The 26,420-nt window shown below is 52.5% G+C and carries 26 protein-coding genes and 1 pseudogene; 9 read left to right on the top strand and 18 right to left on the bottom strand.

Annotated elements, in window-relative coordinates; all coding sequences use genetic code 11:
• Positions 1–85: 85 nt before the first annotated feature.
• Entirely contained in the window at positions 86–946 is an 861-nt protein-coding gene (locus tag ACFQI7_RS35320) for an ABC transporter substrate-binding protein (protein ID WP_218102899.1), read from the bottom strand.
• A gap of 25 nt (positions 947–971) precedes the next feature.
• Positions 972–1,700, bottom strand: a complete 729-nt coding sequence (locus ACFQI7_RS35315; protein WP_218102900.1) for an amino acid ABC transporter ATP-binding protein — start codon at positions 1,698–1,700, stop codon at positions 972–974.
• A 271-nt stretch (positions 1,701–1,971) separates the two neighbouring features.
• On the opposite strand from ACFQI7_RS35315, the gene ACFQI7_RS35310 reads away from it, so the two are divergent.
• The gene (locus ACFQI7_RS35310) at positions 1,972–3,456 is read left to right on the top strand and encodes a CAP-associated domain-containing protein (protein WP_230415662.1); all 1,485 of its coding nucleotides are present in this window, start codon (positions 1,972–1,974) and stop codon (positions 3,454–3,456) included.
• A 108-nt stretch (positions 3,457–3,564) separates the two neighbouring features.
• On the opposite strand, the gene ACFQI7_RS35305 is transcribed toward ACFQI7_RS35310, so the two are convergent.
• On the bottom strand, positions 3,565–4,821 hold the full coding sequence (locus ACFQI7_RS35305) for an MFS transporter (RefSeq protein ID WP_218102901.1): 1,257 nt from the start codon (positions 4,819–4,821) through the stop codon (positions 3,565–3,567).
• Positions 4,822–4,963: 142 nt separating this feature from the next.
• Complete coding sequence (locus ACFQI7_RS35300) at positions 4,964–6,844, bottom strand: MHYT domain-containing protein (RefSeq protein WP_218102902.1); 1,881 nt, start codon at positions 6,842–6,844, stop codon at positions 4,964–4,966.
• A 206-nt stretch (positions 6,845–7,050) separates the two neighbouring features.
• Here ACFQI7_RS35300 and ACFQI7_RS35295 point away from each other — a divergent pair, with 206 nt between their 5' ends.
• Positions 7,051–7,890, top strand: a complete 840-nt coding sequence (locus ACFQI7_RS35295; RefSeq protein ID WP_218102903.1) for a polysaccharide deacetylase family protein — start codon at positions 7,051–7,053, stop codon at positions 7,888–7,890.
• Between the two features lie 86 nt (positions 7,891–7,976).
• Here the strand turns inward: ACFQI7_RS35295 and ACFQI7_RS35290 are convergent, their stop codons facing one another.
• The 4 genes from ACFQI7_RS35290 to queF all read right to left on the bottom strand — a co-directional run bounded on the left by ACFQI7_RS35290 (position 7,977) and on the right by queF (position 11,951).
• Positions 7,977–8,852 (bottom strand): sugar phosphate isomerase/epimerase family protein, encoded by an 876-nt coding sequence (locus ACFQI7_RS35290; RefSeq protein WP_218102904.1) that lies wholly within the window; start codon positions 8,850–8,852, stop codon positions 7,977–7,979.
• A gap of 143 nt (positions 8,853–8,995) precedes the next feature.
• Entirely contained in the window at positions 8,996–10,429 is a 1,434-nt protein-coding gene (locus ACFQI7_RS35285) for a sensor histidine kinase (RefSeq protein WP_218102905.1), read from the bottom strand.
• Positions 10,426–11,109, bottom strand: a complete 684-nt coding sequence (locus ACFQI7_RS35280) for a response regulator transcription factor (protein WP_218102906.1) — start codon at positions 11,107–11,109, stop codon at positions 10,426–10,428. Before ACFQI7_RS35280 ends, ACFQI7_RS35285 begins: the two co-directional genes overlap by 4 nt.
• Before the next feature lie 347 nt (positions 11,110–11,456).
• Complete coding sequence (gene queF, locus ACFQI7_RS35275; protein ID WP_218102907.1) at positions 11,457–11,951, bottom strand: preQ(1) synthase; 495 nt, start codon at positions 11,949–11,951, stop codon at positions 11,457–11,459.
• Positions 11,952–12,259: 308 nt separating this feature from the next.
• On the opposite strand from queF, the gene ACFQI7_RS35270 reads away from it, so the two are divergent.
• Entirely contained in the window at positions 12,260–12,883 is a 624-nt protein-coding gene (locus ACFQI7_RS35270) for a hypothetical protein (RefSeq protein ID WP_218102908.1), read from the top strand.
• Between the two features lie 94 nt (positions 12,884–12,977).
• Here the strand turns inward: ACFQI7_RS35270 and ACFQI7_RS35265 are convergent, their stop codons facing one another.
• The gene (locus ACFQI7_RS35265; protein WP_218102909.1) at positions 12,978–13,526 is read right to left on the bottom strand and encodes a DUF3231 family protein; all 549 of its coding nucleotides are present in this window, start codon (positions 13,524–13,526) and stop codon (positions 12,978–12,980) included.
• Positions 13,527–13,618: 92 nt separating this feature from the next.
• Positions 13,619–13,717: pseudogene (locus tag ACFQI7_RS35260) on the bottom strand (ABC transporter ATP-binding protein); the annotation flags it as partial.
• Between the two features lie 175 nt (positions 13,718–13,892).
• On the opposite strand from ACFQI7_RS35260, the gene ACFQI7_RS35255 reads away from it, so the two are divergent.
• Complete coding sequence (locus ACFQI7_RS35255) at positions 13,893–14,666, top strand: alpha/beta hydrolase family protein (protein ID WP_218102910.1); 774 nt, start codon at positions 13,893–13,895, stop codon at positions 14,664–14,666.
• Positions 14,667–14,682: 16 nt separating this feature from the next.
• Here ACFQI7_RS35255 and ACFQI7_RS35250 read toward each other — a convergent pair whose 3' ends face one another.
• Positions 14,683–15,789, bottom strand: a complete 1,107-nt coding sequence (locus tag ACFQI7_RS35250; RefSeq protein ID WP_218102911.1) for an acyl-CoA dehydrogenase family protein — start codon at positions 15,787–15,789, stop codon at positions 14,683–14,685.
• A gap of 25 nt (positions 15,790–15,814) precedes the next feature.
• Positions 15,815–16,354: a DUF4242 domain-containing protein gene (locus ACFQI7_RS35245; protein WP_218102912.1), complete on the bottom strand. Its 540-nt coding sequence runs from the start codon at positions 16,352–16,354 to the stop codon at positions 15,815–15,817.
• Positions 16,355–16,513: 159 nt separating this feature from the next.
• On the opposite strand from ACFQI7_RS35245, the gene ACFQI7_RS35240 reads away from it, so the two are divergent.
• Positions 16,514–16,936 carry a winged helix-turn-helix transcriptional regulator gene (locus ACFQI7_RS35240; protein WP_218102913.1) on the top strand — a complete coding sequence of 141 codons (423 nt, stop codon included), beginning with the start codon at positions 16,514–16,516 and terminating at the stop codon, positions 16,934–16,936.
• A gap of 3 nt (positions 16,937–16,939) precedes the next feature.
• Here ACFQI7_RS35240 and ACFQI7_RS35235 read toward each other — a convergent pair whose 3' ends face one another.
• Genes ACFQI7_RS35235 through ACFQI7_RS35225 form a run of 3 tightly spaced genes read right to left on the bottom strand, consistent with a single transcriptional unit; the run spans position 16,940 to position 19,538 of the window.
• Positions 16,940–17,728, bottom strand: coding sequence for an ABC transporter permease (locus tag ACFQI7_RS35235; protein ID WP_218102914.1), 789 nt, complete (start codon positions 17,726–17,728; stop codon positions 16,940–16,942).
• A gap of 8 nt (positions 17,729–17,736) precedes the next feature.
• Complete coding sequence (locus tag ACFQI7_RS35230) at positions 17,737–18,738, bottom strand: ABC transporter substrate-binding protein (protein ID WP_230415664.1); 1,002 nt, start codon at positions 18,736–18,738, stop codon at positions 17,737–17,739.
• Between the two features lie 20 nt (positions 18,739–18,758).
• Positions 18,759–19,538, bottom strand: a complete 780-nt coding sequence (locus ACFQI7_RS35225) for an ABC transporter ATP-binding protein (RefSeq protein ID WP_230415666.1) — start codon at positions 19,536–19,538, stop codon at positions 18,759–18,761.
• Positions 19,539–19,881: 343 nt separating this feature from the next.
• Here ACFQI7_RS35225 and ACFQI7_RS35220 point away from each other — a divergent pair, with 343 nt between their 5' ends.
• A complete protein-coding gene (locus ACFQI7_RS35220; protein WP_230415668.1) occupies positions 19,882–20,697 on the top strand; it encodes a class I SAM-dependent methyltransferase in 816 nt (271 codons plus the stop codon).
• A 9-nt stretch (positions 20,698–20,706) separates the two neighbouring features.
• On the opposite strand, the gene ACFQI7_RS35215 is transcribed toward ACFQI7_RS35220, so the two are convergent.
• Complete coding sequence (locus ACFQI7_RS35215; RefSeq protein WP_268966863.1) at positions 20,707–22,002, bottom strand: GNAT family N-acetyltransferase; 1,296 nt, start codon at positions 22,000–22,002, stop codon at positions 20,707–20,709.
• A gap of 110 nt (positions 22,003–22,112) precedes the next feature.
• On the opposite strand from ACFQI7_RS35215, the gene ACFQI7_RS35210 reads away from it, so the two are divergent.
• From ACFQI7_RS35210 to ACFQI7_RS35200, 3 genes are all read left to right on the top strand, one after another.
• Positions 22,113–22,586, top strand: a complete 474-nt coding sequence (locus ACFQI7_RS35210; protein ID WP_218102916.1) for a hypothetical protein — start codon at positions 22,113–22,115, stop codon at positions 22,584–22,586.
• 274 nt (positions 22,587–22,860) lie between these two features.
• Positions 22,861–23,493, top strand: a complete 633-nt coding sequence (locus ACFQI7_RS35205) for a C40 family peptidase (protein ID WP_218102917.1) — start codon at positions 22,861–22,863, stop codon at positions 23,491–23,493.
• Entirely contained in the window at positions 23,493–24,086 is a 594-nt protein-coding gene (locus tag ACFQI7_RS35200; protein WP_230415670.1) for a YqaA family protein, read from the top strand. Before ACFQI7_RS35205 ends, ACFQI7_RS35200 begins: the two co-directional genes overlap by 1 nt.
• Positions 24,087–24,142: 56 nt before the next feature.
• Here the strand turns inward: ACFQI7_RS35200 and ACFQI7_RS35195 are convergent, their stop codons facing one another.
• The gene (locus ACFQI7_RS35195; protein ID WP_329958297.1) at positions 24,143–24,676 is read right to left on the bottom strand and encodes a GNAT family N-acetyltransferase; all 534 of its coding nucleotides are present in this window, start codon (positions 24,674–24,676) and stop codon (positions 24,143–24,145) included.
• 258 nt (positions 24,677–24,934) lie between these two features.
• The gene (locus tag ACFQI7_RS35190) at positions 24,935–26,233 is read right to left on the bottom strand and encodes an ABC transporter substrate-binding protein (protein ID WP_218102918.1); all 1,299 of its coding nucleotides are present in this window, start codon (positions 26,231–26,233) and stop codon (positions 24,935–24,937) included.
• Positions 26,234–26,420 lie beyond the last annotated feature (187 nt).

Here is a 26,420-nt window from a genome sequence, read left to right as displayed (position 1 = left end):
TTCTATCCCTCCTTGGGCGGCAGCCGCGAATGCAAGGAACAGGATAGCCTGCCTGCTTAGCGGGCCATCCTGCCACGAAGACGATTTATGGCGCCGGTTTCTCGCCGATCCATTTCTCGTACAGCTTGTCGTACTCTCCGGTTTTCTTCATGTCGGCCAACGTTGCGTTGACAAAATCGACAAATTCTTTGTCGCCTTTGCGAATCGCCATTCCGTAAGGCTCATCGGTGAACGTTCCGCCGACGACTTGGTAGTTCGGGTCCTGCTTCACCATGCCGTACAAGATCGCATTGTCCGTCGTGAGCGTATCGCCTTGTCCCGCCTTCAATGCGGAGAAAGCATCCTGGTAATTTTCAAACTCGAGTACCGTCGTCTCCGGCGCCTTCGCTCTCACATTCACCGCAGACGTCGATCCTTTTACCGCCAGCACCTTCATCCCCTTTTTTAAATCGGTGATCGATTTAATGGGGCTGCCTTTCTTGACGAGCAGCGACTGGCCCGCTTTAAAGTATACGTCCGTAAAATCGACCTGCTGCTTGCGTTCTTCATTGATCGTCATGGTAGCGATAATCATGTCGATCTCGCCGTTCTGCAGCATCGGAATGCGCGTCTTGGAAGTCACTTCCTTGAGCTCTACTTTCGTTTCGTCGCCCAACACTTTCTTCGCGATCGCTTTGGCCATGTCAATATCGAAGCCTTCCACATTGCCTGTGGCCGGATCTTTTAAGCCGAACAGCTTCGTATCGAACTTGACACCCGCTACGAGCTTGCCCCGCTTTTTAATTTCCGCTATCGTAGACGCCGGAGCTGCGGCATTGCCTCCTCCTCCGCCGGCTCCTCCCGCTCCTTGGGAAGGCTCCGTCGGCTTCGTGCCGCATCCTGCCATGATCGTCAATACGAGCAATGCTGCCGCAGAACCGCTTAGCCACTGTTTCCATTTCATCATACATTTCCCCTCTCTGTTTCATAACTTAGTGGTGAAGCAACCGGCTCAGGAACGTTTTGGCCCGTTCCTCTCGCGGGTTCGCAAAAAATTCGGACGGTGCCGCATGTTCCATAATGCGTCCCTGATCCATAAAGATGACGCTGCTGGCGACTTCACGCGCGAAGCCCATCTCATGCGTGACGACGACCATCGTCATTCCTTCCCGCGCCAGATCCCTCATGACGTCGAGCACTTCTCCGATCATTTCGGGATCGAGCGCGGAAGTCGGCTCGTCGAACAGCATAATTTTCGGTTTCATCGCCAGCCCCCTTGCAATCGCTACCCGCTGCTGCTGTCCGCCGGAAAGCTGGGAAGGATACGATTTGGCTTTTTCCGGAATGCCGACTTTTTGCAAATAAAGCATGGCCGTTTCTTCCGCTTCCCGGCGCGAAACGCCGAGCACTTTGGTAGGCGCAAGCGTAATGTTCTCCAGCACAGTCCGGTGCGGGTACAAGTTGAAATGCTGGAACACCATCCCGATGTCGCGGCGCAACTTGTTGATGTCGATGCCGCGACCGTGGACTTTCACGTCATTTACCGTCAGTTCGCCGCTCGAGATCGTCTCCAATCGGTTGATACAGCGCAGCAGCGTACTTTTCCCCGAACCGGAAGGCCCGATCACAACCGCCACTTCACCTTGGCCAATGGTGAGATTAATATCTTTGAGCACTTGAAACGATCCGTAATATTTGTTCACTTCGCGGAACTGTATCAATTGGTTCGTCCCCCTCTCCTCTTAGAGTTTGTGTACAACCTATTCGCTATGTATGCACGAAAACCGGAAGTGTTTGGGAGCAAGCGCCAGGGTTGTTTTATTATTGTATCAATCGCCCCTAGCGATTATGATCCCGTTTTTTCAAAGAAGATTTCAATGAAACTTCGCTCCAGTGGCGGATGCTGGGTTCGATTTCCATAGACATGTTGCGCAAGCGACGAATATAGTAAAATGGAAACGAATTCTTTTGCAAGAAAAGGAGGAGGTCTCTTTGCCAAAAAAGTGGTCGCCAGTCGTGCTGTCTCTCACCTTTTGGTTGGCAGCGGCAGGCCCCTTTGCCGGATGTGCCGCCGCTACCGAATCTACTTCTGCCGTCGCTTCGAATACCACCGGATTCAAGGACGCCTCGCGCCACTGGGGAGCCGATGCCATCGCTTGGGCAGTCACCAGCGGCATTGTAGACGGTTACGAGGACGGAACGTTCCGTCCCGACCAAAGCGTCTCGGAACCCGAATTTCTCGCCATGCTGCTGCGCGCATATCCGAATACGCTCGTGCCGTCGGCTTCCAAAGGAGCCGCCTGGTTCGAACCGTATTACCTTTATGCGGACAAGCAGAAGTGGCCTGTGCTGCATAATACCGATCCAAGCCGATATAACCGCGGTTCCGTCGCGCGTCTGATCGCCGCAACCCAAAAGGGACCGCTTCCTTTGAACGATTCGATCCGTTATTTGCTCGACCAAGGCCTGTCTCAAGGCAAGAGTGCCGCAACCGTGGAAGGCTACCGTGCCGGGGACAAGCTATCCCGGGCGGAATCGGTCCAGTTCATTCGCAACTTGAAGCGGCAATCGTTCGCGCTGCCTTCATCGTCGCCCGACTCCCAAACCGCTACCGAACAGGCAAGCGGCGCAGCTGTCACCGTCAAAGGCATTGCCATCGGCGATTCCGCGGACAGCGTCGTCGGCAAGCTAGGCGAGCCTGCCCGGAAGGACGCCGGCGAATATGGCGTCCAGTGGTACATTTACAACGGCAATTACAGCGACTACGTTCAAGTCGGAATCGCGGACGGCAAGGTCGCCGCTCTTTATAGCCCTTCCGCCAACTGGACTACGGAGAAAGGGATCGCCGATGGCTCGGCCAAAGCCGACGTGGAACAACAGTACGGAAGTCCGCTGCAGTACATCATGAAAGGCAACACGCGGTTCATGATGAATTACGGCAATGGCGAGTACGGCACCTACGAGATCGGTGGCTCGTACGCTACGTTCTTCTATGATTTGCACCGCGATCAAGTCGTTACCGGCGTACAGATCGTTGCCAAGGCGGCCGAGCAAGCCCAGACCTCCTTCTACAGCGAAGGCAGCGACGGTCTCGCCCGCGCATTCGAGCGCCAAAGCTTCGACCTTGCTAATGCGGCCAGAGTCAAGCTCGGCCTCAAAGCGTTTGCCTGGGACGATGCCGCCGCGGAAACGGCGCGCCAGCATAGCGCCGACATGGCCGCAAACAATTACTTCGATCATACGAACTTGAGCGGCCAAAGCCCGTTCGATCGGATGAAGCAAAACGATATCAAGTACCGCACCGCGGCCGAGAACATCGCCGCCGGCCAATCCAGCGCCATCTTCGCGCATCACGGCTGGATGAATTCCGAAGGCCATCGCAAAAATTTGCTTGGCGATACGCAGCGCCTTGGCGTCGGCGTCAGCTTCGGCGGAAAAATGAAAATTTACTATACACAAAACTTTTACACGCCGTGAGCCGCTTTGAAACAACGAAGCCGCAGTTTCCGAAAATCGGAAACTGCGGCTTTTGCATGTTAAGTTATATTTTCCATGCAGCATGAACGCCGTAACTGTCATCGAGCGTCAGCCGGCTTTTTCCTGCACTTGTTCCTGCGGTTGCTCCGCCCCAGACTTCATCTTGTAGATCGGTGCCATCACGACAATGCCGATAACGAATAAGATCGCGGCAGTCATGTAAATGGTCGACAGCGAAAGATGCGTCTTCAGTTCTCCGGATGCGCTCATCGTAAGCACCATCGCGCCCATGAACATCGGGCTTAAGATGCCGTTGACCCGGCCGACGTAAGAAGCGGCGGTATTTTGCAAAATCATCGTATTGATCCCGATCTGGATCGCCGGAAGCACCAGCCCCGAGAAAAATTGCGCGACAAGTGTAAGCCATAACACCGTCGAATACCCGGTGACGACCATCATGACGGCGCTGACGGCCATTCCTATGGCAAGCATCAGCTGTGGAGGGAGCTTCTTGGACAAGCCGACCGTCACGCCTCCGCCGGCGATCATCGCAATGCCGCTCACCGTCATGAGCCACTGCAGGTTTTCCTTGGGCAGCCCAAGCTGCTCCGTCACCAGAAATACGCCGAGCGGCTGAATCAGTCCGATCGCAAGTCCTGCGGCGAGGAAACAGCCTCCCAAGATCGTAAGCAGCCGGTTCGACAGCACATAGCGGAACCCGGCGGCCATCTCCTCCCGTAGGGAAGTGCGCGGCCCGCTCGTGTCCTGCTCCGCATCCGCAGGCAGCATCACCAAGACGGCGGCAGACAGCAGGAACGCAACGCCCATGATGGCGATGGCCGTCTGAATGCCGAAATGCTGGTATACGAATGTGCCGAGAATCGGACCGAGCACCATAAACAAGGCGAACATGGTCTGATAGATGGACATGCCCGCTTGCATGAGCGACTCGGGAACATGAATTTTGAACAGCCGCATCCCCGAAGGCTGGGAAAACTGCGACAGCACGGCCGATACGAGCGTTGCAAAAAAGATCGCCTTCCACGTTCCGAAAACAAGTGTGAGCAGCACGACGAACACGGACACGGCGCTCAGTATGTCGCACCAGATCATCGTACGCTTTGGCTTCCACCGGTCGGCAAACGTCCCGCCGATGAACGAAAAAATAAAGATCGGGGCAAATTCCGCCACCGATATGAGGGAGACGGCGCGCGAGTTCTCCCCGCCCGTCTGATCGACCACAAACAACAAAATCGCGAAATTCCGGACCCAAATGCCGATTTGCAGCAGCAGCCCGGACAGTAAAATCACTTGCACAAACCGGTTTTTGAGCAGTTCGCCCATCCCCGGCCCTTTCGTTGACATACGTGTTTTCATCCTCTCTGAAACGGTAACTATAGTTTAAATCGCAGCACGGCCAATTGTATAACGTACGGGAATCCAAAAAGGTTGCGAATGCGATACATATTTTTTCTCATGTAAAAAATGTAAACTTCCCCGTTATTCCCTAAGAATGCACGGCGAGCTCGTCACGGCAGTATGCCGCCTGCACCGTAAACGTAAACGTCGTCCCAAGTCCTTCAGCCGAATCGACACGGATGGTACCGCCCATCATTTCCACGAGCCTCTTGCTGATGGCCAGCCCCAGCCCCGTCCCTTCGTACTTCCGGGTCATCTTGGAATCCAGTTGATGAAAAGGCTGAAACAAGAATGGAATAAAGTGCTGCGGTATGCCGATCCCGCTGTCTTTCACGGCACATTCGATCGTCAATTGGTCCCCTTTCTGTTGCAAGCAGCGTATTGTTACTTCAATGCTTCCGCGTTCGGTAAATTTCACCGCATTACCGATCAAGTTAATGAACACTTGTCTGAGCCGGCCCGCATCGCCGATCAGTACCGAAGGCACGGACGCATCCACATGGCCTCTGCATTCCAGCCGGCGTTCCTGGAGCTGCGGCATAAATAAATGAATCGTTTCGTCCAGACATTCGCGCAGCGCGAACGGCTCGGTTTGCAGCTGCATTTTGCCGGAATCGATCTTGGAGTAATCCAGTACGTCGTTAATAACGGAGAGCAACGCTTTGCCGCTTGTACCGATAATGCGAACATAGTCCCGCTGCTCCTCGCGCAATTCGGTTTCCAACAGCAGTTCGCTCATGCCGATGACTCCGTTCAGCGGCGTACGAATCTCGTGACTCATGACCGCCAGAAACTCCGCTTTGGCCCGCGCCGCACGCTCTGCTTCCAGTTTGGCTAGAAGCAGTTGGCGCTCCGCCTGTTTTTGTTCCGTCACATCTTTGGATATTGCATAATAATCGACGATTTTACCGTCCGCTATCATCGGAACAATGGTCGTGCTCAAATGAATAGGCTGGCCGTTCCGGTGCCGGATCGTACATTCTACCGTTTGGGGGATACCTTGCAGCACTTGGGTAATACAGCGCCGCACTTTGCTTACATCTCTCCGCGTCAGGAAGTTCGTAAACGGCTTGCTCAGAAACGAATCCCGGCTGTAACCGGTAATCTGCTCCGCTGCAGGATTGGTGCGAACGAGGCGACCCTTCAGATCGAAGAGACACACCATATGCGGGTTATGCTCGAAGATCGAGTCGTACCGGCTCTGATTATAGTCCGCAAGACGCAGCGCATAACGCCTGTCCATGAATTGGCTCACGAGGATGAGCAGCAAAATAAACATCGTCGCTGCGCCAAGCAGACCCGCCAGCAGCATGGCGCCGATCCCGACCTGGACGTTGTCCGGATTCGAAACTTCCGCATACGTATGAAATTCGGCGGCCATCATGCCCGTGTAATGCATGCCCGCGATCGCCATCCCCAGGAGCGCCGCTGCCCCGACTTTGGCCGATAACGGATAGTTCCACCTCCTGCGCCGGTAAAGCGACAAGGTGCTTAACGCCGCAAAGGACACCAAAAAGGCAATGAGTACGGATAATGCGACAAGCGGCCAGCGATACGAAATCGTACCGGGCAGCCGCATGGCCGCCATGCCCGTATAGTGCATGCCTACAATGCCCAGCGCCATAAATATACCGCCGAGCGCTAGCCGCAGTTTCGAAACGGAGCTTCGGGCAATCACCGTGAGTGCCGCCCAGGCCGCGCCGATCGGAATAAGCTGCGAAATCCCGACCAGCACGTAATCGTATGTCACTTGCACCGGCAAATGAAAAGCGAGCATGCCGATAAAGTGCATCGACCATATGCCGAGCCCCATTGCGATGGAGCCGCAAACCGTCCAGACCGTCTTTTCTTTGCCGCTTAGCGTCAGCACCCGCTGATACAACGTGAGCGCGCTGTAAGAAGATAGAATCGATATCACAACGGAAAGAACGACTAAGGGGAAGCTGTAAATCCCGTGAAGGTGTTCCATGCTTTCACTCCTTGCCTCTCCTGTTTTGAATCTTTATCTTTTTCTACCGCGACATCCAAATTCCTCCTTTTTTAATACAGTTCAAGACACGATGCGGCAACCTTTGCCCAATTCCAAGCTCGGATGGTACAATGTATAGACGAAATTTTTCCGGCGGCTGCAATGGTGTCCATGAACCCCGGATGCGAAGTTAAAGGAGTTCCGCCATGATACATAAACTTTTTACGGGCTTGCTGCTTGCGGTCGTGCTGCTCGGCGCGTTTGATGTATTTTCAAGTAAATATGATTTCCGCTATCACGATCAGGTTGCCGTCCTGATGTACCATCACGTGCACGATTCCGATGAAAGCTCCAGCACGATCACGAGCCGGTTGTTCCGGGACCAGCTCACGTATCTTCAGAAATTAGGTTACCACTTTATATCGCTGAGCGAATTTAAAGCGTTTCACGAAGGGGGCGCCGTTCCGGACAAAGCCGTCTTCGTCACCTTTGACGACGGTTATGAGAGCTTCCACCAATACGCATACCCGATTCTGAAGGAGCTTGGCATTCCCGCCGTCAATTTCGTCGTAACGAAAGAATTGGCCGATCCGAAGGCCCCTTCCATTCCTGCGCTCTCTAAGGAGGAAATCCGCGAGATGCTGGCGTACAAGCCGGGGATGTTCGACTTCCAATGCCATTCCGATAATTTGCATTACAAAGAGGAAGATAAGGCGGCTTTGACCAATCCGCTCGGAACGGAAGGCGGCGTATCGTACGCGGACCGCATATTGTCGGATACGAAAGCTTGCGTCGGCAAACTGAACGAGCTGTACGGACAAGCGCAATCGGCCACCGCTTACGCTTACCCGTTCGGCATATATACAACAGCATCGGAAGAGCTTATTACCGAAGGCGGCATTCGTTACGCGTTTACGATTGTAAACGAGATGGCGACACGGGCCAGCAAACGGCTTGAAATTCCGCGGATCAATGCGGGGAATCCGAAAATTCAGCCCGAGCATTTGCACAAGCAAATTATGCTGCGCGTCCAGCGGGCGAACTAACGAATAGATGTGGAAAAGGACCCGACGGGGTCCTTTTTTAATCAGAAGCTTTTCTTATTGAATGAGGCCCACTTGCGGGTTCGCTCTTATTTGTACCGCCGAATGAATTGAACCGCGGCGCGAATGTCAATCTCGGGCTGCTGCCCAACCTCGCGTTCGATGGTCAGATAGCCTTTGTATCCAATCTCCTGCAGCGCGGCAAAATAGGCGTCGAACGGCACTTTGCCTTCGCCGAGCGGCACTTCCTTGAACACTTCGCCGGAGCTAACCATCTGCGCGATTTTGCCGTGATCCATCGGCTCGTAGCCTAGCGCCCCATACACCTCGCGCGGGTCCACTTCCTTGTAGCGAATGCCGTCCTTCACATGCGTATGAACGATATAGTCGCGTAATATATGTACGCCCTGCACCGGATCGTCGCCCGTCACCATCACCATGTTGGCCGGATCGAAATTGACGGACACCCCGTTCGTGCTGAGCGTGTCGAGGAACGATTTCAAATGCGCCGCGCGCTCCGGTCCGGTTTCGATGGCAAAATAGGCGCCCATCCCTTTGGCGTATTGTCCGAGCTCCTCGCAAGCCGTCTGCAGGCTATGGTACACTTCGCCCTGCCTGTCGTCCGGTACAATGCCGATATGCGTCGTTACGATGTTCGTTCCAAGATCCATCGCCAGATCAAGAATCCGTTTGGACTTTTCCACTTTGGCCGGATTCGCCGTCTTATCCTGGAAGCCGTGACCGCCCAAATCGCCGCAAAGCGCAGAAATTTCGAGGCCGAGCGAGGCGATATACTCTTTCAATTCGCGGCGTGCCGCCACCGACAATGCGGCCGGGTCCATTTCCCCGCTGACCGCATAAATCTGAACGCCGTCCGCGCCGACTTCCTTCGCTTTCTTCAGCCCCTCGCGCACGCCGATCCCAAAGCTGTCGACGATGACGCCGATGTTGTTCGTTAATTTCATCCGGTTCTCCTCCTTTTCCGGGGTTTTCCGTTTCCGCGAAAACCCGCCACATCCATTATAATCAATAGATTGGATTTATTACACAATGATCCATTTCACCGCCGGCACTCCGATTCCCTGCTTCACGCCGGTTGGCTCGTCGGCTACGCAATCGGAAGGCGTACGGCAAACCGTGCGCCCATACCCGGCTTGCCGGTTGCGGTAATCGAGCCGCCGTGCAGCTCTACGATCGACTTCGTGATCGAGAGGCCGAGCCCGGCTCCGCCCTGTTTGCGACTCCGCGCCGTATCGACGCGATAAAAGCGGTCGAACAGCCGGGCTGTGTGCTCCTCGGCAAAACCGGTTCCGTTATCCTCTACGATGAAAACCATGGCATCGCCTTGTTTCTCCAGCGAAATCGCGATATGCCCCGCATTCGGATCGGTATGCTGCACCGCGTTCTGAACCAGGTTCAGAACCACCTGTTTCATCCGGTTCCGGTCAAACCGGCTCGTTTGCTCGGTCGCGATCTGAAACACGACGTTCCGCTCGCCGGCAAACAACTGAAGCTGGTGCTCCATCTCCCGCAAAAGCTCGCTGAGCCGGCCCTCCGATTGCTGCAGCACGGGCGCCTGATCGAGCCGCGCGAGCATCAGCAGCTCCTCGGCCAAGCCGTTGAGCCGCTTCGACTCGCCGTACATGCTCTTGAGCGCGTTGCGCAGCTGCTCCGGATCTGCAGCGGCTCCTCGCAGCAGCACCTCCAGAAACCCGTGTATCGACGTCAGCGGCGTGCGAAGCTCGTGGGATGCATCGGCAATAAAGCGGCGCATTTGCTCCTGCGCTTGCTTCTCCGCGGCAAACGAATGCTCGAGCCGCTCCAGCATCGCGTTGAACGACATCGACAGCCTGTCGATTTCCACCTGCTCGTGCCGAATCGGCAGCCTTTCATCCAAGTTGCCCGCATTGATCTTCTCCACCGTATCGGTCATACGGGACAACGGAATGAGGGTGCGGCGAAGGATCGGCAGAAACGTCAACAGCCCGGCCGCCAGCGCAAGCACGGACAAACCGGCGTAGGTCAACAGCTGTCCGACGACGATGCTCTGCAGCGGCTCGAGCTTGGAGCTGACCTGAACGATGCCGATTAACCGGTCGCGCGCATTGATCGGCCGGAGCACCACAAGTTGCTTCGTGCCCTGCTCGTCTTTCACGATGCGGTAATCCGGCGCGCTCTGCGGATGCATTGCTTCCTTGTAGTCTTGATCGGGCAGCCGGGGAACGGCCGCCGTCTGCTCCGGGTCCTGGATGAGCACCTGGAACCGGTTGTCCGCGTCAAGAAACGCTACGGTCGAACCGCCGGCGCGCAGCGAGGAAACCGGGTTGCGGAAATCGATTTTTTCCGGAGACGTCGCCGCCTGCTGCCAGAACGGGAACGGAACCGTCCGAATTTGAGCCTGGATCGTGGAAGCTTTGTTTTTGTATAAAAATTGGGCCATGATGACGTACTGGAAGACGCCGATCATCAGAAGCAGCACCGATAATATGAGCAGCGACCGCGACAGCAGTTGAAAACGTAAAGAGCGCGGCCGTTGCATCATGAGATATCCACCCTGTAGCCGGAGCCCCGGATCGTCCGGATGACGCTGTGCTCGCGATCCTCCAGCTTCTCTCGCAGTGAACGGATGTACACTTCGACGATGTTCTCCTGGCCTCCGAAGTCGTATCCCCATACATTTTCCAAAATAATCGCCTTGCTTAGCACCCGATTATGATGCGACACCAAATATTTGAGCAGCTCGTATTCCGTCGCCGAGAGCGACAGCACGCGGTCCTGATAACGGATTTCCCTGCGGCTGTCGTCAATCTGGAACGGACCGATTCTCAGCTCGCTGAGCAGCTGCGGAAACTGATTGCGAATCCGGGCGTGGATGCGGGCGATCAGCTCATCGAAGGAAAACGGCTTGATCATGTAGTCGTCGGCGCCGGCCGTCAGTCCGCGGACCCGTTCGTCCACTTCCTCCTTCGCCGTCAGCATGATGACGGCCATCTGGCCCATCCGCTTCAGCAGCTTGCATACTTCGAACCCGTCCATGCCGGGCATCATCACATCCAAAATGACGACATGCGGCTGGAACTCCTGCGCCGCGTTAATGGCGCTTACCCCTTCTTCGGCCGTCACAATTTGATAGCCTTCGTTGCGCAGACCCATCTCCAAAAACTGCAATATATTCGGCTCATCGTCAACGAGCAATATTTTGATTTGTTCTTTCTGATACATGCCATTCACCTCAACGATATTGTACACTACTTTTCGCCCGATAGGTTGCGAAGCGCCGGCTTGCAAGCGATTTTAAGTTAACTTTCAGGTTCGCTGCGGTATATGTTTTCGCGTTCCGTTGTGCTTTGCACAAAGGTCACTTTCGAAAACATATACGCTCCGCTTGTAACAAAACCTAAAAGATATATAGACCTTGGCTGGCCGGTCACGTCCACTGCAAACGGATATCTGCGAAGAGCGATATATCGCATCTGTCCGTATCGTAAAGATGCAGACATAGCAAAGAGGCCTTCCCGTAACGCGTTCGACCGGGAAAGCCCTCTGATTGCATATCTTCGCATACGTTATTAACGGTTGTCCACTTTTTCCGGATACAAATCGTGGTTCAGCAGCCGGTGCTCGGCTATTTGCTCGTACTTGGTATCCGGACGGCCGTAATTACAGTACGGGTCGATCGAGATGCCGCCGCGCGGCGTGAACTTGCCCCATACTTCGATATATTTCGGGTCCATCAGCTTGATCAAATCGTTCATGATGATGTTCATGCAGTCTTCGTGAAAATCGCCATGGTTGCGGAAGCTGAACAAATACAGCTTCAGCGATTTGCTCTCGACCATCTTCTGATCGGGAATATAGCTGATATAAATCGTCGCGAAGTCCGGCTGGCCGGTAATCGGGCACAAGCTGGTAAATTCGGGACAATTGAATTTGACAAAATAATCGCGGTACGGATGCTTGTTGTCGAACGATTCCAGCATCTGAGGCGCGTAGCTCATCGGGTATTTGGTCTTCTCGCTGCCGAGCAACGTCAAATCGAGTTCATCTTGGTTTCTTCCTGCCATGACTTAAGACTCTCCTTTCGCGTGCTAAGCTACTATTATAGCTTAATTCCATCCGGCAGTGAATACCTCGCAGGCACAAGCAATAAAGGCATTCGTAATGAAATGAACAATTTGTAATATAATTGAAATATGTTCTTCATCTGTTCTTAATGAACAAAGCCTATAATGAACTCATGACCCCCCTTTTTAATATAAAAACTTGGCCCGCATCCCGTTGATGCGGGTCCCTTTTTTTTGGCGGCTAGCGAAATGGGGACAACCGGATGCGACATATAATTGTAAAAACAGGAACCTGGGAGGGACCCCCTATGGATTCTCGCTGGTATGACTTGGATGAGCTGATGCACGAGTTTCATGTCATCGGCTACAGAACGCTGAACGTCGGCATTATGAAAATCAATCCTGCAGACATTATCGGGCTGTCGCAGCCCCCGGATCAAGTCGCCACCGATCACAAAATGAATGTGCTGCGCAAATCCGTCTCCGTTCATGGCTGGAACGACCTGAGTCCTGCCGATTTCCACCTGCTCCGGCTGCCTTACGGAAAATATACGGTCTTCACCGGCGGGAATTGCAGAGCCATGCTCGCGAGCGACCTGGAGCTGCCAACCGTTACAGCCGCCGTCACGGTATTGATTCCTAACAATCTGATTAAACCGAATATGGTACAAAAACTGACGGCCGTTGAGGAGGAAGCGATTCCGAGAGCGGAGCGGCAATTGAAGCTGATTTCCGGCAAACTCAAAAATGCAGCCGCTTCTCCGGGCGAAAAAAGAAGGTTGAACGAGGAAATGAACGTCTGTACGAAACTGATCGAGTCGATGAAATACCAAATGAACCAGCTGCTCACGGCCGAAGCTTACCGGCTCCGGCTCATGCCGAAGGAACCGCGCCCCTTAAAGGTCAACATCAGACCGTCGAAATCTTCATAATAACCATCCGATGCGTTCGATTGCACTTCCGGCCGAAAGCTGCATGAAAAAAACGTTCTCTCGCCATGAAGCGAAGGGAACGTTTCGCATTTTCTTATGAGGAAGGACCGCCGGGCGGATAATAGTATGGCGGTGTTTTGAGCCATCCGCGTTTCCTCATCATGGAGCGGTATGGCGCGCTGTATTGCAGCAGCCTGCTCATCGATCTCAGCAATATGAGCGCCACATCGGTTCTGAGACACTGGGAAACCGCTTGTCCGCATAGAGCGATGCAAGCGGCAATTTTGCCTACAATCAGGTTAGCCAATTCTTCGTCCGTAAACTTGACTCCGTGCGGAATGCCTTCCGAATTCGAGACCGGCTTGCCTACCGCAACCGGCGGCAGCGGGACACTTTCTTTGATCAAAAGGTCCTTGATCATCTTGATATCTTCCAATGATTCTTTGACGGCATTCTCTATCGCATGCCGCAGTTCCGGATCGGTTGTCGTATTCAATGCGATTTTATAAACGAGCTGGCCTTCTTCATAAATCGTAAGAAGCGTCCATAAGGACATGACTTCTCCGACATGCAAAGGCGGTTTCGGTTCTTCATCCGTTAACGAGCCGAACATGCTTTTAATGGTGTCCCAAATGGTTGTCATCTTGTAAAACACCCCCGCTAACAGCTATCCCCATTTTTATACGCTTTATACTAGTACCATTATGATCGGCGATAGATTTCAGCAAACCTTCGCAGATCGACAGGGACGATGTTGCGAATCGAGCCGGGTCTCGGCTTCAAATTCACGATGCGATTCGCGAGGTAAATCGCCTCATCGATATCGTGGGTCACGAAATCATCTTGCGGCATTTTTCCAGATTTTCTCTTGACACCTTCAGCCTGGACTGCTATTATTCATATTATTCACATAGGATTTATTATAATTAAAACATAAGTTGACCGTACCAACGGAGGCGCCTACAGAGGATGCCTCTTTTTTTACATTTTGGCGAGGGAGCGATCAAGCATGAGTTCATCGATTGCAGTCAAGAAACCGTTTCAAATCGAGTTGAAAGACGGCTACACGATCCACGGGGATGTGGAATACGTCGAGGACGGTACTGCCAAGCCCATCATATTGCTGAGCCACGGTTTTCGCGGGCACAAAGACTGGGGCTTCTGGCCGTACGCCGCCGCCCGGTTTGCAGAACGCGGATTTTACGCCGTTCGCTACAACTTTGTCCGCGTCGAGGTCAAAAACAGCGGCGGCAGCGAAGAGGCCGTGCAGCGCGTCAGCACGGTCTCGCGTGAGTTGGACGATCTCGAGGCCGTACTCACCTACGCGGTAAGAAAGCTGCTACCCGCGCCGGGCGAATACGATCAACGCCGAATCGCGCTTGTCGGCCACAGCCGGGCCGGCGCCGGCAGCATCATCTTCGCTTCCGAGCACCAGGAAATATCGGCCGTCATCGCCTGGAACGGCGGACCAAAGCCAAGCCCTGCAGGCGGCAATGTGAGTCCGGCCGTAGTGGAGGATTTGCTGCTGAGTCAAAAACGGTTCGATACGACCCGGCTGCTGTCGAAGCTGGCAATTCCCGTGCTCATTGTGCAGGGAAGCAGCGATGCCGAGCGGCTACTCGAAGGAAACCGGACGCTGCGCGCGGTTGCCCCGGAGCACTCGTACGTGACGATCGACGGCGCCAACCACACCTTCGGCATTAGTCATCCGTTTACGGGAACGACGTCTTACCTCGAGGAAGCGCTTGAAATCAGCATCGCTTTCTTGCAAAAAACATTGTAAAGCAAAAAGCAGCTCTCTACGGCTCCCCTTCACGTTGGCGGGGAGCCGCCGACAGCGACTGTGCCTCCATCAGCTGCAGCATTTTTTCCAAATGCTTCACCGTCGGCGTCAAATTCGCCAAAAAGTACGCCTCGCGCAGTCTTCGGGACGGCTCGCTGGCCTGAAGGTAAGCGGAACCTCCGTGATGGAGCATGTCGGCCTGCACCGCTTTTAACGTCAGCAGGACGGTGTCAAGACGCAGCCGCACAATCGCGCTCCACTGCGCCGTTACGTTCGGATCAAGGCAAATCCGGCGCAGCTCTTCCTTCCTGCGACTCAGTTCGTCGCCAATCTCCGCGGACTGAATGGATAAGTACCGGTTGCAGCCGCCCTGTCTTCCGGCCGCTTTCCCGATGGATTCGACCGCAGCGGACGTGACGCCCAGGCCAAGCGGAATTTGGTACAGTACGAATACGGGACGAATGTCCTCAACAAAGTCGTCGGCCTGCTCGGATACGATCCAATCATCCGGCACGAATACGTCGTCAAAGGCGCAAGTATACGTCGCGCTGCCGTTCAATGCGAGATAACCGAGCTTCTCTTTCATCGATAGGCGATCCGCACGGCAAGGGACGAACGCCATGATCCGCCGCTCTTCTTCTACGGACGCAACGATACCGAACCAATGGTCCGTCCCAAGGTTCGATACCATCGGCAGCTGGCCCGAAACCGAATACCCTCCGGCGACCCGCTTCGCCTTCAAATGCAATTTCTCCAAACCGGCGTAAAATTTCATCGGATTGGATAACCCGGTCCCCCCGCGCAGGCCGCCTTCTTCCAGCAAAGGAAGCAGCTTTTGCCTGAGATAAACGTTGTCCGTTCTGCGCAAGTAAGTTGCAGCCGCAAGGTGGCACCACAGATTAAACCCGGTTGTCATACATGCCGTTGACGTTCTCTCGATCAGATCGGTGTCCCGCAGCAGCGTTTCGGACAGTAAGGCTTGCGACCGGAACACGCCGGCGCTGCCGAGCGAGTTCATGAATTCGAACGGGTACAGCGCCTCCGCATCGATCTTTCTGACGACGGGCTTCAATTTGTCCTGTATGCAGCTTTCAATAACCTGTTTCCTCTCAGCCGTCTCCATGCGACTCAACCCTTCCAAAGATGTTCTATTGCTTCGGTTTCGGTAAAATTTCCGTAATGCTGTCGATCGGCGCTTTCACGGCTTTTCTCGCTCTCTTCACGGCCGCTTCGTCCGGAGCGTCGTAGAAGCAGAGACATTTGGTCATATCTTCGCACACGTACGTTCTGGAGAAAGACACTTCCGGCACTTCCGCGTAATGAACCGAATTGTTCTTTTTCCGCTCCAAATATTGATCCATCGTAATGCCTTCGGGAAGATTCCACTCCACCAAATAATTGACCTCGCCCAGCTTCCGCTTGACGGCTTCCGTCTCCTGCCCGATCAGTCGAACCGGCTTAATTAATGTCACGGGGAAGCCGACCTCGCGCAAACCGTCATTCACCAGCTGGCGGCTCTCCCCTTCGAAAATGAGAAACGCGCGGGACAAATCGCGGGAAACTTGAACTTCCAGCACATTGATGCCGCTCGGAGCAAGACGCTGCTCCACCTGTGCGATCGCCTGCTCCAACCCTTCTTGATCTTTCACCGTTCCGCTCAACACGGACTCTACCAAGTACAACGCCATATGAATTCGCTCCTTTAAAATTTAAGATGGTATATGATCAATGCCCTAAAGTAAGGCATTCCCATAGCGGAATGGATAGATTATAATTAACTAAGTATCCTTTATTAACCTAGTGAACGCGGTGAATGGACACCGCCGTCTCCCGGAGGAAGTGTACCTATGAAAGAACGTTACGATCTGCCCTGTAATATCGCGCAAACGCTGAATATGATCGGCGACCGCTGGACGCTGTTGATTCTACATGACATCTTGGTCGGACGAACAACGTTTAACGAAATCAAAAAGTCGCTCACCGGCATTTCCTCGAAAATATTGTCCGACCGGCTGAAGCATTTGGAGGAACACGGGCTAATCGTCTCCAGTCTGTATACCGATCATCCGCCCCGTTACAAATACACGTTAACCGACAGCGGCAAAGATTTGAGCCATGTATTTAACGCCTTTATCTACTGGGGCGAGCAGCATCTTGCCAAATGCTACAAAAAGCTCGTGCACCGGTCGTGCAAACATGAGGTCGAGCCGGCTTACTACTGCCCGCATTGCGAGAAAAATGTAGAAGATATTGCTGCGGTCGAAGTATAGTCTTCAGGAATCTTTAACGATGCCCCACTGCTTGTTAATCCCGTTTTCCAGCAGCCCGATCAGCCGATCCAGCAGCAAGCCGCAAAGCCCGATGAATATAATGCCGGCCAGCACGAAATCAAGCCGCAGCTGGTTTCTCGCGTCCACGATCATATAACCGAGCCCGGACTGGGCACCGACCATCTCGCCCGACACGAGGAAGATCCACGAGGTGCCGACGGCGATGTGAAGGCCGCTTGCGATAAACGGGAAAATGGCGGGCAGGATGATTTTGCTGAACAGGTGATACCGGCTAACCTCTAAATTTTGCGCTACTTTCAAATATGTCATATCCATCTTCCTTACCGCCGTCACCGTCGACAGCAGCACCGGGAAAAAGGCAGCGAGGAAGATGATCACAATCGCAGGCGCATTGCCGATGCCGAACCAGAGCACGATGAACGGCGACCATGCGATCGGGGACACGGGGCGGATCACCTGAACCAGTGGATCGATAAAGCCCCACAACACGGGAATTCTCCCGAGAATAAGTCCTAATATAATGGCGGCGACGGAAGCCGAAACGTACCCTGCGGCAAAGCGGAGCAGGCTTACTTGCAGATGGGTCCACAGCGTCCCGTCCACGATCAGCTTCCATACGGCATTCCATACGGATAACGGGGAGGGGAGCAACGACTCGTTGTAATCCCCGAACCGGACGACGGCCTGCCAAACCGCGACAAGAATGATCATGCTGACTGCGGTATTCAGTATCGTCCTGACATGCTTTATGCGAACTAGCGGTTTATTCATGCGAATCCCTAGCCTTTTATTTGATCGATGAACGAATTGTCGACGAAATCTTTGTACGAAGGCGGGTTATTGGAAAGCCCCATTTCGATCATGTACTTCCGTAACTGTTCATAGGCTTGCTCCGTCAGCTTCAAATCCCCATAAGAGATCCACTGCAAGGATAAATCGAGCACATTTTTCTCCACATTCATGTATTTGCCCAAAATCGTTTTCGCTTCCTCATCCTTGAGCTCCGCTTTTTTGCCTGCTTTCAAATACTCGGCAATGAACTCTTGCGACGCGCTTTGATGGTTTTTCAAAACGTCGCCCCGCATCACAAGCGCGCAATCGACGGAATCTTTCCAGATTTGTTCAGATTGAAATAAAGCTTTGCCTTTTTTGATGACGACCGACTTGGCACCGAACGGTTCGGCGACGACATAGCCCGAGATTCGCCCTTCCGCCAAGGCGGCCGGCATTTCCGCCGGAGCCAGCTCGACGACATTGACGTCGCTGTACTGAAGGCCATTCTTCTTAAGCATCTCGTAGAGCAGCACGTTATGCGTGGAAAATTTGTGCGGAATCGCGAATTTTTTCCCTTTCAAATCGGCTCCCTGGGTAATGTCGTTCGACGTGACGATGACGTTGCCGTCTTTATGTCCTAGCGCGACGGCTTTCAGATCGATGCCCTGCTCCTTCGCTTTCATGGCCAGCTCGATCAGCACGGAAGCGCCGTCGATTTTGCCGGTGTTCAGCGCATCCATCAGGTCGGGCCACGACCCGAACTTCACCAGCTCCAGCTTGAATTGCTTGAAGTTTTGCTTGCCCAGCGCATCTTCGATGTACAGTGGTGCCGCATGTGTGATCGGCAAATAACCGATTTTCAGCGTTTTCAAATCCGCGGAACCGGATGCGTTCGTGCCTGCTGCGGCACTTCCCCCGGTCTTGCCGCATGCGGACAGTACGAGGAGCATCGCGCAAAGTAAAAACCAACTTAACGATTGACTACGGGTAGGGTGGCGTTTGGTCATATATTTTCCTCCAGTGATTTTTAAATGCTGTATTCTTCGCTCATCTGCGGCCCCGTAAACCGGAATTCATCCAGAATGAGTTTCCGGTAATACTGAAAGTCTGCGTGCCCCCGATCTCTCGGACGCGGGGAATGAATATGAATTTCCTTATGAATTTGACCGGGACCGGCACTCATGATCAGTACCCGATCGGATAAAAATACCGCTTCGTCCACGTCGTGGGTAACGAGCACAATCGTCGTCTTCTCTTTGGCGTGAATACTCAGTAGTTCATTTTGCAAGTAGTACCGGGTAAACGTGTCTAACGCCGCGAACGGTTCATCCATTAAAATAATAGTCGGCCTGATCGCCAACGCCCGTGCTAGCGCGACCCTCTGCTGCATGCCTCCGGACAGCTGATGCGGGAAATGATTCGACCGGTCGTCCAACCCGACGAGCTTCAGATAAGACAGCGCCCTGCTCCTTCTTTCCTCCGGCGGTTCATCCAGCAGCCCCAGCTCGACATTGTTCACAACCGACCGCCACGGCAGCAAGCCGTAATTTTGAAAAAGCATCACGCACCGTTTGCTTGGCCGCAGCACTTCGCTGCCGGCTGCAATGATCGACCCTTCGTCAGGCGTATCGAATCCGGCGATTAAATGGAGCAGCGTGCTCTTGCCGCAGCCGCTTTGCCCGAGAATGGAGACAATTTCCCCATCGCGGATTTGCAGCGAAATATCGCTTAAAATGAGTTCGTTTTTACCGGCAGCCTTATACGTCTTCGTCACTTCGGATACGTCCACCATTACTCCGGTTTCCAACGGTTGTCGCGCCCCCTTTATATGCTATATTCGTTTTTAAACTATTAATTCCAATGTGTATAGTTGGTATTGATGTTAAGGTTATATTAGTATACCTTGTTAATTTAAGCAACCCTGTTTGCAAATAAAACCAAAATGAATAAAACTTCGGCAAACCGTGCTTTTGCCACGGAAAACGTTAGTTCGTATACCGCTCAAATGGATCACCGGCGGCGTCCAATAGCCGTTACTCTTTCGTTATAATCAAACATCACGTTTACAAACAAGAAGCCGCACCTATAAAATTACAGTTGCCGGAATAACATATCTATCCAGCATTTGCCAAAGGAGGGATTCGAATCGTATGAATTTGGAAAACATGATCCATAAAAACTTATTGAGATGGAACGAAATAACGTCCATTCACGAGAAATCCGCCTTTTATGATGTTGCGCAATTTAAGGCTGGCGCGTGTACGTTAAAATCGATCGAATTGGAGGAAGTCGACGACGTAAAGGGAAAATCTTTGCTGCACCTTCAGTGCCATTTTGGACTGGACACGTTGTCTTGGGCAAGGTTAGGCGCGCGCGTCACCGGAATCGATTTGTCGGACGAAGCCGTCACATTGGCCCAATCGTTGAATGACGAGTTGGGGCTCGACGCCCGCTTCATCTGTTCCGATGTGTACAAAACGCCGGCCGCTTTAAACCACGAAAAGTTCGACGTCGTCTTTACGTCCTACGGTGTTTTGTGCTGGCTGGCGGATATCGAAGCATGGGCCCGCATCATCTCCGATTGCCTGAAGCCAGGCGGCACTTTCTTTATAGCGGAAGGTCATCCGGTGGAAAATATACTCGAATGGGACAACGAAGCGTTGAAAGTAGCCTATCCTTACTTTGATCCCGAACCGATCGAATGTTCTTCGGAAACGTCTTATGCCGATAGAACGACGAAAGTGAGCAATACGGATACGTATCAATGGCAGCATAGCCTGGGCAGTATCGTATGCGCGCTGATCGACGCCGGACTTACGATCGAATCGCTTAAAGAGTATCCCTTTTCCTCCTACGAGAAGTACCCGGGTTATATGGAATTATGCGAGGACGGATGGTGGCGGTTTAAGTCGAAAGAATTGAATGCGCCTTTATTATTTTCCATCAAGGCAACCAAAACTAAGTAGCGAATATATTCAAAGCGTACCGGTTTGCCGGTCCAGCCAACGTAATATGTCTGCAAAAACTTGTTCCCGCCCGATTTCATCGAATGGACGGTGCCGCATCCCATTATACTCCAGCTTGAGCTTGTCCTCGGAACCGACGGCGTCAAAGAACTGACGCAGTTTCGCCGGAGGCGTAATGTCATCGCCAAGTCCGTACAGCAGCAGCAGCGGCAGCTTCATCGTGTTCGCTTGGTTCGTGATGCGCGGCACCGTTCGCATTAATCCGCGTCCAAAGCCCGGAGTTACCGTATTGTGGCGTAACGAATCGGCCTGAAGCCTGGACAGCATGTCCGGGTCACGCGTCAGCTGCTGCAGGTTGCTCGGCTTGTCGATTGTGTATTCCGGCATAAGCTTGCCCATCAAGGCGATTAGCAGCTTCTCCGAAGGCTTCGCTTCATAAGAAATCGCGGGAGCGATCGCGATCAGTCCGGCAACCCCTTCGCCGTGGTGCAAACCATAGTCGAGGGCGATCACGCCTCCAAGACTATGAGCCGCGATAAACAGCGGCAGCTCGGGATGCTCAGCGGCGACTAGCTTTCGAAAGGCGTGCAAATCGCCTCGAAACTCCTCCCACGAGCGAATAAATCCCCGCGTGCCCGTGCTTTTTCCGTGTCCGCGCAAGTCAAGGGCATAAACGATATAATCGTGCGCTGCCAAACTTTCGCTGAGGTTGTGCAGCCCGCCGCTGTGATCGCCGTGTCCGTGTACAGCAATCACCGCTGCTTTGGGCGCCCCCCCTGGCGTGTGCACCTTATAGAACAACTGCGCCCCGCCCACGCCACTAAATGTTCCTTTTTTGATCTCCAATTTCATCCGCCCCTTGGCAAAAATAGTTTGAGCAACCACACGAAATTTTTCACCTGCCGCTCCTACTACTCTGCGGCAAATCCTTAACCAACGCTCCGTAACTAACATTTGATTGGAAAGAAACTGTTCCCCGCTTTCGACGATCTGAAAGCCGTACTTCGCATATAACGCCCTTGCCCTACTCAGCTTGCTGTTCGTCCACAGCGTGATGCTCTCATAGTGCTTATCGATGCAAAACTGTATGGCCTTCTCCAGCAGCTTCGTTCCATAACCGCGGCCAGTCAAGTCCGGCTCGACGAAATACCATCGCAGCTGAGCTTGCGATGTCGTGATGTGACTTATGGCGATCGAGCCTTTGATCTGACCGTCCACTTCAACGAGCCATAAGCAATCTTTGTCGCTGTCGAAATGGTTCACAAACTGTTCGACGCCGTCTTGAACGAACTGTTTGAACGACAGATCGAAATGATGCTCTTTCTTGTAATACTCATAATGCGATTGAGCTATGTAAGCTTCTTCTCCCGGTCGTATTTATTGCGTGCCCTGATGCAGTTATTGTACTTCAGAACATGGAAATCGTCATGCGCTTTGTAGCAAGAAAGCGCTTTGCGAGGCACGTATGTTCATTGCGCACCGGCCTGCTTGCCGAATTTTTGTTTCAAGGCAGCTCCCGCGATACCGGCAACTCAGCCAAATATGATGGACAAGTGCATGGCGCCGTTCCGACCGCCGATCGTTTCGGCAATCCAGATAACCAATTTGACGGGCTGGACGACTACATCGTAGTGAACCCGGTACCTAAGCTCAATAAAGACGGTTTTTCCTTATCCGTGTGGGTCCGCTACAGCCGTGCCGCCTGTTCAAATACATGTTCATCCACAGTACCAGCTCCATCCGTTATGTCCTTTCATTGTAATAAGACGGCAACGGTTCCATCAAATCGTCGTACCCCGAAAAATATTTTTTTATCCTCCATACTTCGCACCAACAAATGGAAACAGCAAGACCAAAGTCCAGTTCGAAACTATACCCTGGTCAGTTAAGGAGATTGTGCACTTTTGTTACAGTAATAATGAGAAAAAAGTGCAGGAGCGGTTGGAACGGCAGGGCGGCTTTGGAGAAAAACACTTCCGATGAAAATGCATTCGTTTCAATAATGAATCCGAATGGCTTGGCACCGCTGAAAATGAACAAGGTATGATCTTATCAAAATTCGACTTGCCAAGTATTGAATGATTTAGTCAATCAATTTAATCAACCAACTATTCCCCCCTATTCTTCGAACTAAAAAATATGAATCACTTCGAGGTGAGCTTGATGAAAAGATCCTTAACCGAAAAAAACAACTCTAAGAACAGCATCTACGTGCTGTTGACCGATACGGGAACATTGTTCACGACTGTGATCAAACAGTTCACCTCCGCACCTTACAACCATGCCTCACTGGCGTTGGATGCGAAACTGAACGATTTGTTCAGCTTTGGCCGCAAAAATTCATCGAATCCGTGGACTGCCGGCTTTGTCGAGGAGGATTTGTACGAAGGAACGTTCCGTCACTTTCCCGATACCCAGTGCGTCCTGCTCCGATTGGAAGTTTCACAAGGGCAGCGCGCCGCTGTGATGCAATTCATCCGCAATTTCCAGAACGATCGGGACACCTACCGATATAACTTGATCGGACTGCTGGGCGTGCTGTTCAACTACGATTTTAAACGGAAGCGCGCTTATTTCTGCTCCCAGTTCGTAGCCGACGCGCTGCGTCAAGCCGGGCTTTCTCTGTGGGACAGACCGTCATCGTTGGTGACGCCGGACGATTTCGTACGCCATCCGGCGTTTGAAACGGTGTACGAAGGCCGGCTCTACGATTATCCGTTGCTGGATCAGGAGCGGCTTAGTGACATGCAAAATTTGGCGCAATCTTCGAACCAACTGGGAGGGTACACCGCATAATGGAAACTGTAATGGAATATTTACGAAGCTTCGGAGCAATTGGATTGTTTATTCATGCATTGATCGATGCGGTTATTTTTCCGATACCCGCTTTTTTTCTTCAGGTGTCTTTGAGCGCGCTCAATCCCGAAAACGCCCTATGGCTCGCAGCCCTTGGCTATGCCGGTTGTTTGATCGGCACGCCTATCGGCTACGCGCTCGGCAGAACGTCAGGCAATCTGATCCTTAACCGGTTCATGAAAAAGAAGTGGCTGGATTCGTCCACCGCGTTATTTCAGCGGCATGGAGAGACCGCCATATTGATCGGATCGTTCACGCCGATTCCATTCAAGCTGTTCACCATCATGTCCGGCTTCATGCAGTATCCATTATGGAAACTGCTCGCCTATGCGGCAATTGGCCGCGGGGCAAAGTTTTTCATCGTAGGCATCCTGTTCTACATGTACGGGCGCGCAGCGGAGCATATGGTCGATGGAATGCTCGGTATGATTCTGCTGGCCGTCGGCCTCCTGTTCTGTACAGTGCTGCTGCTTATTCGTTGGTTTCGCAAACGGAAGAAGCTTGAACGGACAGCTGTGCCGGTGAAGGAATGACAGGGGATTTGAATTGATTGTTTGAATCCCCGAGCCGAGCCTACTCCTCCTACCGTTCACCCATTGAATTCATGCTCAAGTATGGAGTACTGCAAAGAGTCATGCCATTTTCCCTTGTGAAACATGTGCTCACGTAAATGACCTTCATAGGTCATACCGATTTTCTTCATCACATTGGCTGATCCTATATTCTCCGGACGACACGTCGCATATATGCGATGCAGCCCCACTTCCTGAAATCCAAATCGAAGCATTTCTGCGGCCGCTTCCGAGGCATACCCTTGTCTCCAATAATCAGGATGTATGCAGTAACCGACCTCACCTTGCAAGTCTGAAACGTGGAATCCGACGCCGCCAATCAACTTACCGTCTGTCCTTAATATTAAGGCTAATTCGAAAGCGACTCGTGGAGACCGCTTCTGCATGTTGATTGTTCGCTGAATGAATTCCATGGTCTCATTTAGTGTGTTTGGTCCCCAAATCATATGTTCCGTTACCAAAGGGTTGGAGGCATAAGAATGTACGCAATCACAATCATTCGCTTCAAAATCACGTATCAGCAGCCGTTCCGTCAAAAGCTTAATGCCCATGGTCATCCATCCTTCATACCTGATTTTCAACCGATCCTATTTGCGTGACGATACTTGATGTGAACCGCAATCATCTACATTACGACTTCATAATTACCACCTTTTCCCTTAAAATACAGTATGAACTATTATAGATTCCAACCCATGGATTTGGCAATCCTTAGCTTAGCCACAAAAACCCGGAGGGTGGCACTTGTGCACTTGTCTCCCCTCCGGGTAGCCGAAACCTATGAAAGTGTGCACGACAAAAATATAAGCTTATTTCGACTCCTCCAGCTGCCGAATCTTCTGATTCAGCTTCTCCTCCGCTTCCCTCAAGACGGTATTCACGTCTTTTCCGTTCGTCACCGCATCCTTGAGCGCATCGTTAATTGTACTCATCGCTGTGCCGTCGTATTTCGTAGGAGCGAACGATTTCGCCGGCGTCGTCTTGTAGAGGGCCTGGATGTTTTTCCCTTTGATAAAGTCAAGATTCGCGCCGAAAGCATCCCTGATTTTCTTATCCTTTAATATGCTGAGCCGGCCCTGCGCGCTAAGATCCATCTGGACTTCATCGGACGTCACCGTTGCAATGACAAGGAAGGCAGCGTCCGGATTTTTGCTAGATTTCGTAATGGACAGCATGTGCTGGTCGATCCGCAAGCTTTTGCCCGGCGCTTCAGGCCATGCGGGGTAAGATACCATATTCCAGTTCAGCTCCGGAAACTTATAGAGGTTGCCCTCAAACAAAATATTGTTCGAAGCGAGCATAGCGAGCGTCTGGTTCTTCGCAAATAGATCATTGGCCGCACCGTGATAAGTGATTTGTTCATTGCCGGGGATTTGGTGGATTTTCAGCATAAACTCCAGTACCTTTTTCCATTGCTCCGTATTGATCAGCGCCTTATGCGTCTTGGGATCGACATAAGGCAGCGAGAGCTGCGACGCCGGTCTTTCCGTGACGTTGGGCTCCAGCCCGCGAAACTGGACATTGTCCACAACGCGGGTGACCTTTCTGGCCAGCTGATATACTTCATCCCACGTCATTCCGTCTTTAGGGTGCTCCACCCCGAATTTATCGAAAATGTCTTTGTTATAGTACAACGCGGAAAAATGTCTCGTATAGGGCAGCCCCACCAGATCGTCCCGAGAGGTAGCCGCTTTTACCGCCTCCAGCGCTTCGGGCTCGAAACGGCTCAAATCCATATTGTACTTCTTGATCATATCGGTTAACGGATAGGTCAGGTCCAAATCCAAATACTGCTGCATGCCGCCGATGTTGTGGTGGATGACGAGATCCGGGGTTTCGCCCGAGGTGATGAGCTCTGGCAAGCTTCTCCCGCTCACATACCTGACATCCTTCACGGTAATCCACGGATATTTCTTTTTGACCGGTTCCGTAATGTAACGGCTGAACTCCTCTTCCGTCAAAAATTGCGCCCCTACCGTCACGGTAACCGGATCATGCTTTTCCGTAAGACTCTCTTTCCCGGCGGTTCCTTTGTCCTCCCCGCATCCGGTAAACACAACCACGTATACAATCATGAGTAAGGTTATCATCAGCTTCTTGATCATCATGAAACCTCCCGTAAATAGGTGTATGCGATCATGCAAGCGCAAAACGATGTTGATTGTTCAAAGGACGCATTCGTTCCTCGGTGAATGGAAATGCCTGGGGTCTGTCAGCATATAGGAATATGCCTTAATCCGTAAGATGAGGTCTCATCCGGGTGTAAGAGGATGCAGAGGACTTGCAATGAGGACA

It is taken from the genome of Paenibacillus allorhizosphaerae, from assembly GCF_042659105.1.
Taxonomy (GTDB): Bacteria; Bacillota; Bacilli; order Paenibacillales; family NBRC-103111; genus Paenibacillus_G; species Paenibacillus_G allorhizosphaerae.
Note: the sequence above shows the minus strand (reverse complement) of the source record. Positions and strands in the feature narration are given on the sequence as shown.